Annotated in this window: 17 protein-coding genes; all 17 read left to right on the forward strand. The window is 46.5% G+C overall.

Features of this window, described 5'->3' with window-relative positions:
- The first annotated feature begins 115 nt into the window (after nt 1-115).
- The 17 genes from BM257_RS02620 (at nt 116) to BM257_RS02700 (ending at nt 18,464) form a co-directional block, all read left to right on the forward strand.
- Nucleotides 116-1,408, forward strand: coding sequence for a glycoside hydrolase 5 family protein (locus BM257_RS02620; RefSeq protein ID WP_092067967.1), 1,293 nt, complete (start codon nt 116-118; stop codon nt 1,406-1,408).
- Between the two features lie 106 nt (nt 1,409-1,514).
- Nucleotides 1,515-2,810 carry an acetylxylan esterase gene (locus tag BM257_RS02625; protein WP_092067969.1) on the forward strand — a complete coding sequence of 432 codons (1,296 nt, stop codon included), beginning with the start codon at nt 1,515-1,517 and terminating at the stop codon, nt 2,808-2,810.
- Nucleotide 2,811: 1 nt separating this feature from the next.
- On the forward strand, nt 2,812-3,927 hold the full coding sequence (locus tag BM257_RS02630) for a glycoside hydrolase family 26 protein (protein ID WP_092067971.1): 1,116 nt from the start codon (nt 2,812-2,814) through the stop codon (nt 3,925-3,927).
- A gap of 6 nt (nt 3,928-3,933) precedes the next feature.
- Nucleotides 3,934-5,100 (forward strand): glycoside hydrolase family 130 protein, encoded by a 1,167-nt coding sequence (locus tag BM257_RS02635; RefSeq protein ID WP_092067973.1) that lies wholly within the window; start codon nt 3,934-3,936, stop codon nt 5,098-5,100.
- Nucleotides 5,093-6,490 (forward strand): MFS transporter, encoded by a 1,398-nt coding sequence (locus tag BM257_RS02640; RefSeq protein WP_092067975.1) that lies wholly within the window; start codon nt 5,093-5,095, stop codon nt 6,488-6,490. The genes BM257_RS02635 and BM257_RS02640 overlap by 8 nt, the downstream gene beginning before the upstream one ends.
- 3 nt (nt 6,491-6,493) lie before the next feature.
- Nucleotides 6,494-7,699, forward strand: coding sequence for an AGE family epimerase/isomerase (locus tag BM257_RS02645; RefSeq protein WP_255405462.1), 1,206 nt, complete (start codon nt 6,494-6,496; stop codon nt 7,697-7,699).
- Nucleotides 7,696-9,210 (forward strand): alkaline phosphatase family protein, encoded by a 1,515-nt coding sequence (locus tag BM257_RS02650; protein ID WP_092067977.1) that lies wholly within the window; start codon nt 7,696-7,698, stop codon nt 9,208-9,210. The genes BM257_RS02645 and BM257_RS02650 overlap by 4 nt, the downstream gene beginning before the upstream one ends.
- Before the next feature lie 107 nt (nt 9,211-9,317).
- Nucleotides 9,318-9,530, forward strand: a complete 213-nt coding sequence (locus BM257_RS02655) for a hypothetical protein (protein WP_092067980.1) — start codon at nt 9,318-9,320, stop codon at nt 9,528-9,530.
- Between the two features lie 135 nt (nt 9,531-9,665).
- Nucleotides 9,666-10,016, forward strand: a complete 351-nt coding sequence (locus tag BM257_RS02660) for an NADH-quinone oxidoreductase subunit A (RefSeq protein ID WP_092067982.1) — start codon at nt 9,666-9,668, stop codon at nt 10,014-10,016.
- Nucleotides 10,007-10,765 (forward strand): NADH-quinone oxidoreductase subunit B, encoded by a 759-nt coding sequence (locus BM257_RS02665; protein WP_092067984.1) that lies wholly within the window; start codon nt 10,007-10,009, stop codon nt 10,763-10,765. The genes BM257_RS02660 and BM257_RS02665 overlap by 10 nt, the downstream gene beginning before the upstream one ends.
- A complete protein-coding gene (locus tag BM257_RS02670; RefSeq protein ID WP_092067986.1) occupies nt 10,762-12,375 on the forward strand; it encodes an NADH-quinone oxidoreductase subunit D-related protein in 1,614 nt (537 codons plus the stop codon). The genes BM257_RS02665 and BM257_RS02670 overlap by 4 nt, the downstream gene beginning before the upstream one ends.
- A 38-nt stretch (nt 12,376-12,413) precedes the next feature.
- On the forward strand, nt 12,414-13,499 hold the full coding sequence (gene nuoH / locus BM257_RS02675; RefSeq protein ID WP_092067988.1) for an NADH-quinone oxidoreductase subunit NuoH: 1,086 nt from the start codon (nt 12,414-12,416) through the stop codon (nt 13,497-13,499).
- 48 nt (nt 13,500-13,547) lie between these two features.
- The gene (locus tag BM257_RS02680; RefSeq protein ID WP_092067990.1) at nt 13,548-14,093 is read left to right on the forward strand and encodes a 4Fe-4S dicluster domain-containing protein; all 546 of its coding nucleotides are present in this window, start codon (nt 13,548-13,550) and stop codon (nt 14,091-14,093) included.
- A gap of 5 nt (nt 14,094-14,098) precedes the next feature.
- Nucleotides 14,099-14,620, forward strand: coding sequence for an NADH-quinone oxidoreductase subunit J family protein (locus tag BM257_RS02685; protein WP_092067992.1), 522 nt, complete (start codon nt 14,099-14,101; stop codon nt 14,618-14,620).
- Nucleotides 14,620-14,928 carry an NADH-quinone oxidoreductase subunit NuoK gene (gene nuoK, locus BM257_RS02690; RefSeq protein WP_092067994.1) on the forward strand — a complete coding sequence of 103 codons (309 nt, stop codon included), beginning with the start codon at nt 14,620-14,622 and terminating at the stop codon, nt 14,926-14,928. Before BM257_RS02685 ends, nuoK begins: the two co-directional genes overlap by 1 nt.
- Nucleotides 14,929-14,934: 6 nt before the next feature.
- Nucleotides 14,935-16,926: an NADH-quinone oxidoreductase subunit L gene (gene nuoL, locus BM257_RS02695; RefSeq protein WP_092068440.1), complete on the forward strand. Its 1,992-nt coding sequence runs from the start codon at nt 14,935-14,937 to the stop codon at nt 16,924-16,926.
- 56 nt (nt 16,927-16,982) lie between these two features.
- A complete protein-coding gene (locus BM257_RS02700) occupies nt 16,983-18,464 on the forward strand; it encodes a complex I subunit 4 family protein (protein ID WP_092067996.1) in 1,482 nt (493 codons plus the stop codon).
- The last annotated feature ends 1 nt before the right edge of the window (nt 18,465 follow it).

The following is an 18,465-nucleotide window of genomic DNA, read 5'->3' on the forward strand; positions in this document are numbered from 1 at the left end:
GAGTGATATGAAGGTGGGACTCCAACGAGTTCCACCTTTTTTGTTGAATAATTTGGAGGTTACGAAATAATTAGTTACTTTTGCTAACTAAAAGGAATGATAAACCAATACTAACATGAAAAAGCTATTACTACTAATGATGGTGGCAGTTGTGACTGTCGCCTGTCAGAAGAAACAGGAGACGACGATGGACTATGTGAAAGTAGAGAACGGGCATTTTATGCGCGCTGGTAAACCTTATTATTATGTAGGTACCAATTTCTGGTATGGCGCTATCCTTGGTTCTGAGGGACAGGGAGGCGATCGTACCCGTCTGGGTCGTGAACTGGATGAGATGAAACGCATGGGTATTGATAACCTGCGAATCCTCGTGGGATCGGATGGTGAGCGTGGCGTGAAGACGAAGGTGGAGCCTACGCTACAAGTGTCACCAGGTGTGTATAATGATACTATTTTGGCAGGACTCGACTACTTGTTGATGGAGATGGGCAAGCGTGACATGGTCGCCGTGCTCTATCTGAATAACTCATGGGAATGGAGTGGGGGCTATGGCTTCTACTTAGAGCATGCGGGGGAGGGTAAGCAGCCCCGACCCGATGACGTGGGCTATCCCGCTTTCATGAATGCAATGGCGAAATATGCCACTAACGAGAAGGCTCATCAGTTGTTCTATGACTATGTGCGTTTCATCATCAGTCGTACCAACCGTTATACGGGTTTGAAATATACAGATGATCCCGCCATTATGTCGTGGCAGATCGGTAACGAGCCGCGTGCCTTCTCCAAAGAGGCACTGCCTGCCTTTGAAAAATGGCTTGCCGAGGCTTCTGCTCTCATCCGCTCGTTGGACAAGAACCATCTGATCTCTGTGGGTAGTGAAGGGTCATGGGGTTGTGAGAATGACCTGAGCTCTTGGACACGTATCTGTGCTGATAAGAATATCGACTATTGCAATGTGCATCTGTGGCCCTACAACTGGGGATGGGCAAAGCCAGACTCTCTCATCGAGCATCTGCCCAGGGCTTGTGAGAATACCAAGGCATATATCGACCAGCACCTTGCTGTATGCGACAGTTTGAACAAGCCCCTCGTCATGGAGGAGTTCGGCTATCCGCGTGATGGTTTTCAGTTTGCGTTACACACTCCTACCAAGGGACGTGACGGCTATTACAAGTATGTCTTCTCACTGGTTGCCGACAATGCGGAGAACGGTGGGAAGTTCGCCGGATGTAACTTCTGGGGATGGGGCGGCTTCGCAGAGCCCAAGCATGAGCAGTGGCAAGTCGGTGATCCTTATACCAACGACCCCGCCCAAGAGGCACAAGGTCTGAACTCTGTCTTCGCTTCTGACACGACAACCCTTGATGTCATCCGCACTCAGGTGGAGCGAATGAGTCAGGTAAAGTAGAAATATGTTAAATTGTATGTGATAAAGGCAACAAAGTATCATTATATTTACAAAAATAATGCTAACTTTGCAACCGATATTGATACAAACCTAAACATTAAGAACAATGAAACGTATAGAAACCGTTTTAATATTGCTGTTGCTGGCTTGTGTGTTACCCATGCAGGCGCAGATTCGGGGCAATGAGATACAGGTGATTGTCGTACCTGACCATCAGGATTGGAAATATGAAGTGGGGGAAACGGCAACCTTCAAGATCAGTGTGACACGCTCCGCAACGTTGTTAGACAATGTGACCGTCGATTATGAGGCTGGTCCGGAGATGTATCAGGACGTGAAAAAGAAGGGTGTGCTACTGAAAGATGGTACGTTGACCCTGAAGGGAAAGATGATAAAACCGGGTTTCTATCGTGTCGATGTCAAGGCATACGTGGGTGGTAAAGAGTATAAAGGTGCCTGTGGCGCCGCTTTCTCACCAGAGAAATTACAACCGTCAACAGTGATGCCGAAGGATTTTGAGGAGTTCTGGCAGAATGCCATCAAGGAGGCACGTAAAACGGATCTGAATCCCACTAGACGTCTGTTGCCCGAGCGTTGTACCAAGGATGTGAATGTCTATGAGGTATCGTTCAATAATATGCAGTGGGACTATCGTACCTATGGTATTCTTAGCGTCCCGGTAAAGGAGGGTAAATATCCTGCCTTGCTGAGAGTGCCGGGTGCTGGTGTGCGTCCTTATGGTGGTGATATCTATACTGCCTCGCAAGGTGCCATTACATTAGAAATAGGTATTCATGGTATCCCCGTGACGATGGAACAGAAAGTGTATGACGATATCTTCCATGGTGCCCTCAACTGGTATTGGGAGTTCTATACCGACGACCGTGACAAGAACTATTACAAGCGGGTGGTATTAGGATGTATCCGAGCCCTTGACTATATAGAAGAATATACTCCTTGGAACGGTAAGGAGATGGGTGTGTCTGGCTCCAGCCAGGGTGGCTTCCTGACCCTCGCCACCGCAGGACTCGACAAGCGTATCACCTATTATGCTCCTGTACATGCCGCTCTTTGCGACCATACCGCCTCTCTGCAAGGGGTTGCCTGCGGATGGCCTCATTACTTCTATTGGAACAAGGGTGAGGGACAGGAGAAACAGATTGAGGTGTCACGTTACTATGATGGTGTGAACTTCGCCCGTCTGATTACAGACCAGCAGACTGGGTGGTTCTCGTTCGGCTATAATGATGATGTAGTACCTCCCACCACGGCATGGGCAACCTATAATACCGTAAAGGGTCCCAAGACAATCAAACCTTATCAGGCAACCTGGCACTTCTGGTTCCAGGAACAGTGGGACGAATGGGAAGAGTGGATGTTGAAACAAATGCATTTAAGATAATATGAAGAAAATTTTGGTAATGGTTGTGGTAGCAATGACAATGGTAGCGTGTGCCACGAAACAGGCAGAGCCCCAGAAGACAGTGGCTCAACAATTGTTGGACCGTTTGGACTCACTTCGTCAGAAAGGAATTATGTACGGACATCAGGATGACCCGATGTATGGACTCACATGGGAGTATGACAAGGATTCCAGTGACGTGAAGAATGTTAGTGGCGACTATCCTGCTATCATGGGCTTCGACCTCGGGGGTATCGAGATGGGAGATAAGAAGAACTTGGACAGTGTGCCCTTTACCCGTATGACAGAGGAGATACAGAACCATTACCGTCGTGGTGGTATCATCACGCTGAGTTGGCACCCACGCAATCCTGTCACCACCATCGAAGGTGGCGGATGGGCAGGACAGAAATTCCCAGAGGGTACCGCATGGGATGTGACAGACTCTACTATTGTAAAGAAAATATTGCCCGGTGGCGAGTTCCACGAGAAGTTTGAAAGCTGGATGCAGCGTGTATCTGACTTCCTCGCTACCTTAAAGGATGATAATGGTCAGAAGATTCCTGTTATCTTCCGTCCCTGGCATGAGAACTCCGGCTCTTGGTTCTGGTGGGGTGAGAAACTCTGCACAGTAGAGGAGTATAAGGCATTGTGGAATATGTTGCAGGATAAGTTGAAGGCAGACGGTTTCGACAACCTGGTATGGTCGTACTCTCCTGGTTGTCAGGATAACCTGACGGCAGAACGACTGCTTGACCGCTATCCTGGCGATGACCGTGTGGACATGATAGGATTGGATGGTTATCAATGGGTGCCAGAGGAGAAAGACAAGTTTATTGAACGTACCAAGCAAAATCTTGGAGTACTTTGTGAGGTGGCAACGGAACACAATCTGATTCCTGCACTGACAGAGACGGGTATGAAGAATATGACGCAGCCCGACTGGTGGAGCTCTACATTGTTGCCTGCCGTGAAGGATTTCTCTATCAGTTATCTACTGACATGGCGTAACTATAAGGAGGAGTGGTTCGGACCTGCCCCCTCAAAGCCCGACGCAAAATATTTTGTAGACTTTTACAACGACGATAAAACCTTATTCCTGAACAACATTAAATAATCTGATATGAGCGATTTTAAGACAAAAGTGGCAGCATTGCGTGCACATCACGAAGAGCTGCTGACACGCAAGAACGAGCCTGTAGAGTGGGGCAATGGTATTTACGATAAGTGGAAGTATCCTATCTTGACAGCAGAGCATACTCCCCTGGAGTGGCGTTATGACTTCAATGAGCAGGATAACCCGTACCTGATGCAACGCATCATGATGAATGCTACCTTGAACTCGGGTGCTATCAAATGGAATGGTAAGTATATTCTCGTAGTCCGTGTGGAAGGTGCCGACCGTAAGTCGTTCTTCGCTGTCGCAGAGAGTCCCAACGGCGTGGATAATTTCCGCTTCTGGGAGGAACCCATCACCATGCCAGATGATGTGATACCTGCTACTAACATCTATGATATGCGTATCACCGCTCATGAGGATGGTTGGATATATGGTGTGTTCTGTGCTGAACGTCATGATGACTCACAGCCTGGTAACCTGAGTGCCGCAACGGCAACAGCGGGTATCGCTCGTACGAAAGACCTGAAGACATGGGAGCGTCTGCCTGACTTGAAGACGAAGAGCCAGCAGCGTAATGTGGTGCTGCATCCGGAATTCGTCAACGGCAAGTATGCGTTCTATACTCGTCCACAGGATGGCTTTATTGATACTGGCTCTGGTGGTGGTATCGGCTGGGCACTTGTGGATGATATCACAAATGCGGAGGTAAAAGAGGAGAAAATCATCAACGCCCGTCACTATCATACTATCACAGAGGTGAAGAACGGTGAGGGTCCACATCCTATCAAGACTAAGAAAGGATGGCTGCATTTGGCTCATGGTGTTCGCGCCACTGCCGACGGTCTCCGCTATGTATTATATATGTACATGACATCCTTGGAAGACCCCACAAAGGTCATTGCACAGCCTGGCGGTTTCTTCCTCGTACCCACTGGTGACGAGTATCTGGGTGATGTGATGAATGTCGCCTTTGCCAATGGCTGGATAGCTGATGAGAACGGAAAGGTATTCATCTATTACGCCTCTGCTGATACCCGTATGCATGTTGCTACCTCAACCGTCGACAAACTGATAGACTACTGTATGAATACCCCAGAGGACGGGTTCTATACGGCAGCGTCGGTGGAGACCATAAAAAAACTAATTGCAAAAAATAAACAGAATGGCTAAATCTAAATTATCAGAGAAAATCGGTTACGGCTTCGGTGATATGTCGTCCAGTATGTTCTGGAAGATATTCTCCTATTATCTGCCGTTTTTTTATAGTAATATCTTTGGCTTGTCGCTGGTGGACGCCGGTATACTGGTGCTTGTCACCCGTATCTGGGATGCTGTCAGTGACCCGATGATGGGTGTTATCTCCGACCGTACCAATACGAAATGGGGAAAGTATCGTCCTTACCTGTTGTGGGTAGCGCCGTTCTTCTCCATTTGTGGTATCTTGTTGTTTACCACACCAGACTTGAACTACGGCGGAAAACTGATTTGGGCGTATGTCACCTATATCCTGATGATGACCGTCTATACGGGAATCAATGTGCCTTATGGTGCTATGCTGGGTGTGATGACGGATGATACAAATGAGAAGACGGTATTCTCTTCTTTCCGTATGTTCTTCGCCTATGGCGGTTCGTTTATCTCCCTTTTCCTCTGGGAGCCGTTGACGAATCTGACGGGTGGCTATAACACACCAGAGGGATGGTTCTGGGCTATGGTACTCATCGCCGCAGCTTGTTTCGTGATGTTCATCCTGTGTTTCTTCATGACGAAGGAACATCTGAAGACGGTCTCTACTGTCAGTGTGGGAAGCGACTTCAAGGCATTGCTCTCTAACAAACCTTGGTGGCTGCTCATCGGTGCCGCATTGTGTTTCAATTTGTTCAATACCGTTCGTGGCGCTACTGTAGCCTATTTCTTCCAGGATATCATTGGCGCGAATGTCAATTTGGTGTTCTTCGGCTTGGTATTTGCGTTCTATGCAGGATTGTTCCTCGGTATCGGTGAGGTGTCTAACATGGTAGGTGTAGCCTCATGTGTACCTATCTCCGGTCGCTTGGGTAAAAAGACGACCTTTATCCTGGTGAATGCCTCATTGGTAGTGCTGAGTGTCCTGTTTTATTTCATTCCATGCTCACAGGCGGGTTATTGGATGATGTTGATCTTCCAGATTCTGATATCCATCCTGACAGGTATCATGTCACCATTGGTATGGAGTATGTATGCTGACGTGAGTGACTATGCTGAGTTGAAGTTCCAGACAGCATCAACGGGTCTGATTTTCTCATCTAGTTCGATGGCTCAGAAATTCGGTGGCGCTATCGGTGGTGCTGCAGTACTATGGCTGCTTGATGGTTTTGATTATATCACAGATGCCACACAGCTTGCCCAAGGTGTTACCCAACCAGCAGAGGCTCTTAGCTGTCTGCGTTGGCTGATGAGTTTCATCCCTGCTTGTGTGGCTCTGCTGTCTATGTGTGTGGTATGGTTCTACCCATTGACGACCGAGCGTATTAAGGCGATTAATGCAGAACTGAAGGAAATACGTGCTATTGAGGATTGAGAAATGGAAGAATTGAAGAATATTCAAATCATGAAGAAAGAGATGCAGGATGTTGTACAGAACAACATCCTGCGCTTTTGGATAGATAAGATGGTTGACCGTGAGAACGGTGGCTTCTATGGAAGGATGGATGGTCAGGAGGTGTTACATAAGGATGCGGAGAAGGGTGCCATTCTCAATGCGCGTATCCTGTGGTCATTCTCTGCTGCCTATCGGGTACTGGGGAATCCGGAATATCTGAAGATGGCGACTTATGCTAAGGAATACTTTATCTCGCATTTTATAGATAAAGAATATGGTGGTGTCTATTGGAGTGTTGACTATAAGGGAAATCCGTTGAATACTCGCAAACAGTTCTATGCTATCGGTTTCGCACTTTATGGTATGTCGGAATATGCCCGTGCCACTGGTGACAAGGAGGCTTTGGACTATGCTCTGCAACTTTTCGACTGTATCGAGGAACATGCCTTGGATCCTGTGTATAATGGGTATATTGAGGCAAAAACTCGGGATTGGCAACCGATTGCCGATATGCGCCTGTCGGAACTGGACGCCAATTTCCCTAAGTCACAGAACACGCACCTTCATATCATTGAACCATATGCCAACCTCTATCGTATCTGTAAGTTGCCCAAGGTGGAAAAGGCATTGCGTAATATCATCAATATTTTCACAGAACATATTCTCAATCCTAAGACACATCACTTGGACCTCTTCTTCGAGAATGATTGGACACGTGGTGCCGGACAGTTGGAAAGCTATGGTCATGACATAGAATGCTCGTGGTTGATGCATGAGGCGGCATTGGTATTAGACGACAAGGAGGTTCTTGCCAAGATGGAACCGATAGTCCGTATGGTAGCGAAAGCTTCGGAAAAGGGATTATGCCGTGATGGCTCTATGATACATGAGGCAAATCTGGACACGGGACATGTGGATGATGACCTTCATTGGTGGGTTCAGGCGGAGAACGTCGTGGGCTGGATGAATATTTACCAGCATTTCGGTGACGAGGAAGCCCTTCAGCATGGTATCCGTTGTTGGCAGTATATCAAGGATAATCTCATAGACTGGGAGAATGGAGAGTGGCATTGGAGTCGTCATCCTGATGGAACATTGAACACGGTAGATGACAAGGCAGGTTTCTGGAAATGTCCGTACCATAATAGCAGAATGTGTCTGGAGGTCATAGAAAGAGTGTTTGAATGAGCAAGAGACTGTTCTTTGTGATTTGGATGGTGGGCATGGCGATGGCAATATCGGCAGGTAATAACCGTCCTTCATTCGGTGAGAAACCCAAACTGGTGGTTGGTATCGTTGTCGACCAGATGCGTTGGGACTACCTCTCTATATATTATAATAGGTTCACGCGTGATGGATTCCGTCGTATGATAGATGAGGGATATAGTTTTGACAATTGTCTGATTAACTACCTTCCTACTGTGACTGCTATTGGGCATACCAGTGCTTATACAGGAACCACACCAGCTTTCCATGGGATCTGTGGTAATACCTTCTTTGTTGACGGTAAACGGACTTACTGTTGTTCAGACAGTACGGTACAGACTGTTGGAACAGATAATAAGAACGTCGGGAAAATGTCGCCGAGGAACTTGTTGGCTACCACCATCGGTGACCAGTTACGTCTACATACTGGTTTCCGGTCTAAGGTTATTGGAGTTTCCTATAAAGACCGTGCTGCTATTTTTCCCGCAGGTCGAGCCGCAAATGCCGCCTATTGGATGGACTTGAAAAACGGACAGTTTGTTACTAGTAGCTATTATATGAAGGATTTGCCCCAATGGGTGAGGGATGTCAATAAGCAGATGGCAAAGAATGAGCAGTTGAAAAAACTGGGTGTGAATGTCGGCTTGTCTCCATTGACAGGTGTGCTGATTACCGATATGGCGATTGCTGCGATCCAAGGAGAGAAGATGGGACAAGGTGAAGAGACGGATATGCTGTGTGTCAGCTATTCACATACCGATGTCATCGGACATAAATGGAGTACCCGTGGGGAACATACTGATGAGGCTTATCTGGAAATTGACAAGGAACTCGCCCGTCTCTTTGACGCACTTGATGCTCAGGTGGGAAAAGGAAATTATATCGCTTTCCTTACAGCAGACCATGGTGCTGCTCATAACTCACAGTTTATGGAGGACCATCGGTTGAACGCGGGGAAATGGTCGTCAGAAAGACTGCGAAAAGACTTGGACGCTTATGTCGCTTCGAAGTTGGGGAATACCAAGTCATTGATACTGGGTATCCTTGACTATCGCTTCTTTTTGGATAAAACGGAAATACGTCAACAGGGACTTGACTATCAGCGGGTGAAAGAAATAATCATTGATTATCTTCAGCAAAGCCCGAATCTCTCTTTTGTAGTCGATTGTGAGAAAATCGCGACTTCAGCTATTCCTCCTGTCCTCCGTGACCGGATGTTGTTAGGATATAGCTATCACAGGGGTGGGGAGATTTTTGTCGTTCCTGATCCTGGCTATTATGAGTATGGCTCATGGTCCTCGCCCGTGGGAACCACGCATGGCGAGTGGAATCCGTATGATGCACATATCCCTTTGTTATTTTATGGATGGCACGTCCCACATGGCAGTTATGCACAGGAAGTACACATCACAGACATCGCTCCGACAGTTTGCTCGTTGCTACATATTCAACAACCCAATGCCTGTATAGGTAACCCCTTGACATTTGATTGAGTGTTGAGAAAACAATTTCTACAATAAAGTGCTGATATATTGGAATTTATTGCGTACCTTTGCCGACGAAAAGTAGAAAGTAGATTAACCAACACCGACAAAGACAGATGAATATTGGTAAGCACATTGAAGAAATTTTAAGGAAACAAGGAAGATCTGCAGCCTGGCTGGCTACACAGATCCCCTGTGAGCGTACAAATGTTTATAACATTTTTAAGCGCAAAAGTCTGGACGTACGTTTATTGATGCGTATCAGCGTTATTTTGGAGTACGACTTCTTTAAGGAATTGTCCGAAGAAGCATTTCCTAAGCACAAATAATTAAAGCCGTTGCCTTCAAAAGAGGTGACGGCTTTTATTTTTAGATAAAGTTTTTGATATTTATACTTTTTCTTTGCAAATTATTTCGTACCTTTGCACGCAAATTGAATTCAATAAAATATTTAAAAACTTTTTATGAACTTTACTTTGTTAATTACCGTTATCTTGACGGCTGTAACATTGGTGGCAGGAGCTTACGTCATTGCGAAGCTGATAGGTCCGCGATCTTACAACAAGATAAAAGGTGAACCATACGAGTGCGGTATCCCGACACACGGAACATCTTGGTTGCCTTTTACAGTAGGATTCTACCTGTTTGCCATCTTGTTCCTCATGTTTGATGTGGAGACTGTCTTCCTTTATCCATGGGCTGTCGTCGTGAAGGATTTTGGAGCTGCGGCATTGCTGAGCATCGGCTTCTTCCTGGTCGTATTAGTATTCGGGCTTGCGTATGCCTGGAGGAAAGGAGATTTGGAATGGAAGTAAGGAAACCCTACATTAAGAGCATTCCTTATGAGGAATGGAACGACAATGAGTCGCTGGATAAGTTAGTCGATGAACTCCAACAGGGAGGTACTAACGTTATTGTTGGCTCGCTGGACAAACTCATCAATTGGGGACGTGCTAATTCCTTGTGGTCATTGACTTTCGCTACCTCATGCTGTGGTATTGAGTTTATGGCATGCGGATGTTCCCGTTATGACTTTGCCCGTTTTGGTTTTGAGGTTACTCGTAACTCTCCCCGTCAGGCAGACTTGATCATGTGTGCTGGAACCATCACTCATAAAATGGCACCGGCATTGAAACGCTTGTATGACGAGATGGCTGAGCCAAAATATGTGATAGCTGTTGGAGGCTGTGCTATCAGCGGTGGTCCCTTCAAGTCTAGTTATCACGTTGTGAAGGGTATTGAGGAGATTGTACCTGTCGATGTATTCATCCCTGGTTGTCCTCCCCGTCCAGAGGCTATCATGTATGGCATGATGCAGTTACAGCGTAAAGTGAAGATTGAGAAGTTCTTTGGTGGTGCTAACCATAAGCAGACGGCTGAGGAAAAAGCGCTTGGTGTTTCTAACGAAGAACTGACGTATCGCAATAAACTCGGTGACCATCGCCGTGAAAAGGCAGGCGATGGCATGTTGGGAAATCCTATTGTGGTTACGGATGTTCCTAAAGAGTTCATTGACGAATTGAAGAACTCAAAAGTGGAAGAAGGAAAGGAGACAGCCGTATGAAGTTAGATTTCTTATCATTCGAATACGACAAGTTCGTCTCTGAGATGCAGAACTTGAAAGAGAAGAAGCATTTTGACTATCTTGTAACGATTGTCGGTGAAGACTTTGGACCGGAAGAAGGTTTGGGGTGTATTTATATCCTTGAGAATACGGAGACTCATGAGCGTTGTTCCGTTAAGATGCTTGCCAGAACGCAGCTTTGTGGTGACGGCATCGCTTCCAATGGAATTGGTGAGTCAGACGGTCAGGTAGTTCCTTATCTGCCCACGGTCATTCATATTTGGAAAGTGGCAGATTTATTGGAGCGTGAGGTCTATGATTTCTATGGTATCGTGTTCATCGGTCATCCGGATATGCGCCGCCTTTTCCTTAGAAACGATTTCAAAGGATATCCTTTCCGTAAGGACTGGGTGTTTGATGATAGCTATACGTTGGCAGACGATGTGGAGACTGATTATGGACTAGAGTATTATTTCGACCGTGACGGTAACTTGCAGTCGAAGCATAATAAACTCTTCACAAGTGATGACTATGTTATCAATATCGGTCCTCAGCACCCTTCAACCCATGGTGTGCTCCGTCTGCAGACCGTACTTGATGGTGAGACGGTGAAACGTGTATATCCACATCTGGGCTATATTCATCGTGGTATCGAGAAAATGTGTGAGAGCATGACCTATCCACAGACGTTGGCTTTGACCGATCGTTTGAACTACCTCTCCGCAATGATGCATCGTCATGCATTGGTAGGTGTCATAGAGGAGGGTATGGGTGTTGAACTCACAGACCGTATCAAGTATATCCGTACCATAATGGATGAGCTGCAGCGTATTGACTCCCATCTGTTGTATGTCGGTTGCTGCGCTCAAGACATGGGTGCTTTGACAGCTTTCCTGTATTCAATGCGCGATCGTGAGCATGTGCTCAACTGTATGGAGGAGACTACAGGCGGTCGCCTGATTCAGAACTATTATCGTATTGGTGGCTTGCAAGACGATATTGATCCGAACTTTGTGAAGAACGTGAAAGATCTGGTGAAGTACTTGAAGCCTATGATTCAAGAGTATGTGGATGTGTTTGGTGATAATATCATTACTCACAATCGTTTTGAGAAAGTTGGTCCGATGGACAAGGAAGATTGTATCAGCTATGCGGTCACTGGTCCTGCCGGTCGCGCTGCTGGTTGGAAGAATGATGTCCGTAAGAACCATCCATACGACATGTACGATAAGGTAGAGTGGGAGCAGGTTATCATGACGGGCTGTGACACAATGGACCGTTATACCTGCCATATCAATGAGATGTATCAGAGCCTGCATATCATCGAACAACTGATTGATAACATCCCAGAGGGCGAATTCTATGTGAAGCAAAAGCCGATTATCAAAGTGCCAGAGGGACAGTGGTACTTCTCTGTTGAGGGTGCCAGTGGTGAGTTCGGTGTTTATCTTGACTCTCGTGGCGACAAGAGTCCGTACCGTTTGAAGATGCGCCCGATGGGCTTGTCTCTGACAGGTGCTCTTGACCCGATGCTGCGTGGTCAGAAGATTGCCGACCTGGTGGCTACGGGCGCAGCTATTGACTTTGTGATTCCTGATATCGACAGATAGTTGGAAAATTGAATATTTGAATAATTGAAAGTAAGATTATGTTCGACTTTTCTATAGTTACACAATGGTTCGACAATCTGCTGCGTCAGACACTGGGGTTAGGAGATTTCTTGTCGATATTGATAGAATGTGTGCTGGTAGGTGTCATTATCCTGACGGCTTATGCGCTTATCGCCATGGTTCTGATTTTTATGGAACGTAAGGTATGTGCCTATTTCCAATGCCGTTTGGGCCCGATGCGTGTCGGCTATTGGGGATTGCTGCAGGTTCTTGCCGATGTGTTGAAGATGCTCATCAAAGAGATCTTCTTCGTCGACAAGGCTGATAAGTTCCTGTATATTGTTGCCCCAATCCTTGTTGTCATCGGTTCTGTGGGTGCCTTTGCGTTCCTTCCATGGAACAATGGTGCCACTATCCTTGACTTCAATGTGGGCATATTCCTCTTGACGGCAATCTCTTCAATAGGTATTGTCGGTATCTTCTTGGCTGGATGGGGTTCTAATAATAAGTACTCCGTGGTATCTGCTATGCGTAGTGCCGTACAGATGATTTCCTATGAGATGTCTCTCTGTCTTTGTCTGATTACCGCTGTTATCCTGACGGGTACAATGCAGGTGTCTGGCATCGTAGAGGCCCAGACTGGTCCTTTTAAATGGTTGATATGTCAGGGGCATATTCCTGCCATCCTTGCTTTTCTGACATTCTTGATTGCTGGAAATGCAGAAGCAAACCGTGGTCCGTTTGACATGGCGGAGGCTGAGAGCGAATTGACTGCTGGTCATCATACTGAGTATAGTGGTATGGGATTCGGCTATTTCTATCTTGCCGAGTTTATGAACTTGTTTATCACGGCAGGAATTGCCGCTACTGTGTTCTTGGGTGGATGGGCTCCAATCAATATTGGTGTGGACGGCTTTGACGCTGTCATGAACTATATCCCTGGTATCGTGTGGTTCTTGGGCAAGACCTTTGCTCTGGTATGGATACTGATGTGGATTAAGTGGACTTTCCCCCGTCTGCGTATTGACCAGATTCTGAAACTTGAATGGAAATATCTGATGCCGCTGTCTCTCTTCAATCTTGTGTTGATGACTGTCGTGGTGGCTTTGGGCTGGTATCTATAGTCACTATAGTTCCTGTAATCCCTATAGTAACTATTAAATGAAAGAATAATGGAAGATAATAAAACATATTTCGGAGAGATCGGGCATGCCCTGAAGACGCTTGCTACCGGAATGAAGATTACTTGGAAGGAATATTTCAAGGATTTCTTCACCAACAAGTCGACGGAGCAGTATCCCGAGAACCGCAAGACAACGCTGCATGTGGCAAAGCGTCATCGTGGGCGTTTGGTCTTTAAGCGTAATGAGGACGGTTCATATAAATGTACGGCATGTACTTTGTGTGAGAAGTCATGCCCCAATGGTACCATCAAGATTGCATCTCACATGCAGGAGGATCCTGAGACGGGAAAAAAGAAGAAGGTGCTTGACGACTATCTCTATGATTTGGGTGACTGTATGTTCTGTCAGTTGTGTACCAACGCATGTAATTTCGATGCCATCGAATTTACGAATGACTTCGAGAATGCGGTATTTGACCGTAGTAAGTTGGTGCTTCATTTAGACAAAGAGGTATATCAAGGTGGTTCCCTGCCCAATCTGTTAGAGGGCGGTGCTGATTTTGAGATTGGTAAGTTTAATACTAAAACGAAGTAAGGACTATGGCAAATTTAATCATGTTTGGCATTCTTGCTGTTGTCATTATCGGCTCTGCCCTGATGTGTGTGATGACAACGAGAATCATGCGAGCCGCAACATTCATGTTGTTCGTGCTCTTAGGTGTGGCAGGTCTTTACTTCCTGCTTGACTATACGTTTTTAGGTGCTGCCCAGGTGGCTGTCTATGCTGGCGGTGTGACGATGATTTTCGTCTTTGCCATCCAGTTGGTGAGCAAGCGTTCGCTTCAGGGTACTATAGAACGTATCAAACTCAGCCGTGTCCTTTGGGGCGGTTTATTGAGTGTGATAGGCTGCGCCGTTGTCATCTTGGTGTTATTGAAGAATCAATTTATGTATACAGCCATGGCAATGCCTGATGAGGAGGTGCCGATGAAAAAGATTGGTATGGCTCTTGTGGGAGCGGATAAGTATCAGTACATCCTTCCTTTTGAGTTTATCTCTTTATTCCTGCTTGCCTGTATTATCGGTGGCTTGGTTATTGCAAGAAAGGAGGAGAACAAATAATGGTACCTGTAGAATATTATTTTGTGCTGAGTGCACTATTGTTCTTTATCGGCGTTTTTGGATTTATTACCCGTCGGAACTTGGTTGCTATGCTCATCTCTGTAGAGTTGGTACTTAATGCCGTCGATATTAATTTCGCAGCATTCAACCGCCTGCTCTATCCTGGCTCTATGGAAGGAATGTTTATGACATTGTTTGCCATTGGAGTTTGTGCGGCAGAGTGTGCTGTGGCTATTGCAATTATCATCAATGTATATCGCAATTTCAAGAGCGATACTGTTGACAGTATTAAGAATATGAAATGGTAAATGGTTATGGAGATATATAGTTATTCATTTCTAATCCTTCTGCTGCCAGCGCTTTCGTTTGTGATACTTGCGTTGGCTGGTATGAAGATGTCACATAAGACCGCTGGTCTTATAGGTACTACATCTTTGGGACTGGTAACGGTATTGTCTTATATGACGGCATTCGCTTATTTTAGTGCGGACCGTCTTGCTAATGGTACCTTTGCTACCATCGTTCCCTACAACTTCACCTGGCTGCCTTTGGGTAACCTGCATTTTGACATGGGTATCCTGTTGGATCCTATCTCAGTGATGATGCTTATCGTCATCAGCACGGTGTCGTTCATGGTACATATTTACTCTTTCGGCTATATGCATGGTGAGAAGGGTTTCCAGCGTTACTACGCCTTCCTCTCGCTGTTCACGATGTCTATGCTCGGACTCGTACTTGCCACGAATATCTTCCAGATGTATACGTTCTGGGAGTTGGTAGGTGTGTCATCTTACTTGCTGATTGGTTTCTACTATCCTTTGAAGCCAGCTATTGCCGCTTCTAAGAAGGCATTCATCGTGACTCGTTTCGCTGATATGTTCTTCCTTATTGGTATCCTGCTCTTCGGTTACTATACAGACTCATTCAGTTTCTCCTTTGCTGGAGATATCGTGATGGGACAAGGCACTACACCGTTTATCGAGGGTAATGCTGCGAAGGCAATGGCAGCAGGAGCGTTTATCCTGCCTACCGCTCTGGTACTGATGTTCATCGGTGGTGCCGGTAAGAGTGCGATGTTCCCGTTGCATATCTGGTTGCCTGATGCCATGGAGGGTCCAACTCCTGTATCTGCATTGATCCATGCTGCCACGATGGTGGTCGCTGGTGTGTTCCAGATTGCCCGTATGTTCCCTTTGTGGGTGGAGTATGCACAGCCTCAAATGAGTATTGTGGTATGGGTCGGTGTCTTCACCGCCTTCTATGCCGCTGCTGTTGCTTGTGCCCAGAGTGATATCAAGCGTGTACTTGCTTTCTCCACCATCTCGCAGATTGCTTTTATGATGGTGGCACTGGGTGTTTCTCTTCCTGGTCATGAGGCTGTCCTTGACAACCATGCACAATTAGGTTTCATGGCAGGTATGTTCCATTTGTTCACCCATGCCATGTTCAAGGCTTGTCTGTTCTTGGGCGCGGGATGTATTATCCACGCAGTTCATTCTAATGAGATGGCGATGATGGGTGGCTTGCGTAAGTATATGCCGATAACGAATATCACGTTCTTGATCTCTTGTTTCGCTATCGCAGGTATTCCTTTCTTCTCTGGCTTTAGTTCGAAGGATGAGATTATCACAGCGTGTTTCGCCTATAGTCCTGTCGTAGGATGGATCATGACGGGTATTGCAGCTATGACGGCTTTCTATATGTTCCGCCTGTACTACGGTATATTCTGGGGTACGGAGAACAAGGAGGCACATGCGCATCATACACCTCATGAGGCTCCTGCTACGATGACTATTCCTCTGATTGTGCTTTGTGTAATTACGATGGGAGTAGGTATTTATACTACTATCGCAGGTTTCGCAGGGTGGGGCGGCTCTTTCGGTCAGTTTGTATCTGCCGCAGGAACCAACTATACCATTCATTTCGATACACAGATCGCATTGACCTCTACCGTTATCGCGATTCTGAGTATCTGTCTTGCCACCTATATCTATAAAGGAGAGAGCCAGCCGATTGCCGACCGTCTGTATAAACAGTTCCCGCGTCTGCATCAGGCAGCCTATAAGCGTTTCTATCAGGATGAGATCTGGCAGTATGTCACTCACCGTATTATCTTCCGTTGTATCTCCAAGCCTGTTGCTTGGTTCGACCGTCATGTCGTTGACGGCACCTTCAACTTTATGGCATGGGGAGCTAATGAGGCAGGTGAGTCGTTGCGTCCTTGGCAGAGTGGTGATGTTCGTCAGTATGCCGTATGGTTCCTGACAGGCACTGTTGCATTAACATTAATACTATTGGCACTATAATACTATAGGTACTATAGACACTATAGGAACTATATTAAATAAAGAAGATAACAACAATGAATATATTAAGTTTATTTGTGTTAATCCCGGCACTGATGCTGCTTTGCCTTTGGTTGGCGAAGAATCTTAATCAGGTGCGTGGCGTGATGGTGGCTGGTGCGTCGTGCTTACTCGCCCTGTCTATATGGCTGACCATCTATTTTATCCAGCAGCGTGCGGCAGGTAATACTGACGTGATGTTGCTGGCAGCATCCACACCGTGGTTCAAACCACTGAACATCGCCTACTCGGTAGGTGTTGACGGTATCTCTGTCGTGATGCTGTTGTTGTCAAGTATCATCGTGTTCACAGGAACATTCGCCTCTTGGCAGTTGAAGCCGATGACGAAGGAGTATTTCCTGTGGTTCACGCTCCTTTCAACGGGTGTTTATGGTTTCTTCATCTGCACGGACATGTTCACGATGTTCATGTTCTATGAGGTGGCTTTGATTCCGATGTATCTGTTGATTGGTGTGTGGGGTAGTGGTAACAAGGAGTATGCCGCAATGAAGTTGACCCTGATGCTGATGGGAGGTTCTGCCCTCTTGATTCTCGGTATCCTGGGTATCTACTATTACAGTGGTGCTACGACGATGAATGTCAATGAGATAGCTGCCATGCACAATATCCCTGTGGAGACACAGAAGGTGTTCTTCCCCTTCATCTTTATCGGATTCGGTGTTTTGGGAGCCTTGTTCCCCTTCCATACATGGTCACCTGATGGTCATGCCTCGGCACCTACGGCAGTGTCTATGCTGCATGCTGGCGTGTTGATGAAACTTGGAGGCTACGGCTGTTTCCGCGTTGCCATGTACCTGTTGCCGGATGCCGCCAACGAACTGGCATGGATTTTCTTGATCTTGACGACTATTTCTGTCGTATATGGTGCTTTCTCCGCTTGTGTACAGACCGACCTGAAATATATCAATGCTTACTCGTCTGTGTCACACTGTGGCTTAGTACTCTTCGCCCTGTTGATGATGACCAAGACATCCTGCACGGGTGCTATCCTGCAGATGCTCTCTCACGGTCTGATGACGGCACTCTTCTTCGCCCTCATCGGTATGATCTATGGACGAACCCATACCCGTGACATCCGTTACTTGGACGGTCTGATGAAGATCATGCCATTCCTTGCTGTGGGTTATGTAGTGGCAGGTCTTGCCAACCTCGGTCTGCCGGGCTTCTCTGGTTTCATTGCTGAGATGACCATCTTCGTGGGTTCTTTCGAGAATCCCGACCAGTTCCATCGTGTCGCTACCATCATTGCTTGTACATCCATTGTCGTGACAGCCGTCTATATCCTCCGTGTGGTAGGTAAGATCCTGTATGGTGAGGTAAAGAACAAGCATTATCTGGAGTTGACGGATGCCACATGGGATGAGCGCGTTGCTGTTATCTGTCTCATCGCTTGTGTGGCAGGTCTTGGTCTGTTCCCCTTGTGGGCAAGTAACGTCATCTCTGATGCGGTAGGTCCTATTTTGGCTAACATTATTTAAA

Source organism: Prevotella sp. tf2-5 (assembly GCF_900115435.1).
Taxonomy (GTDB): Bacteria; Bacteroidota; Bacteroidia; order Bacteroidales; family Bacteroidaceae; genus Prevotella.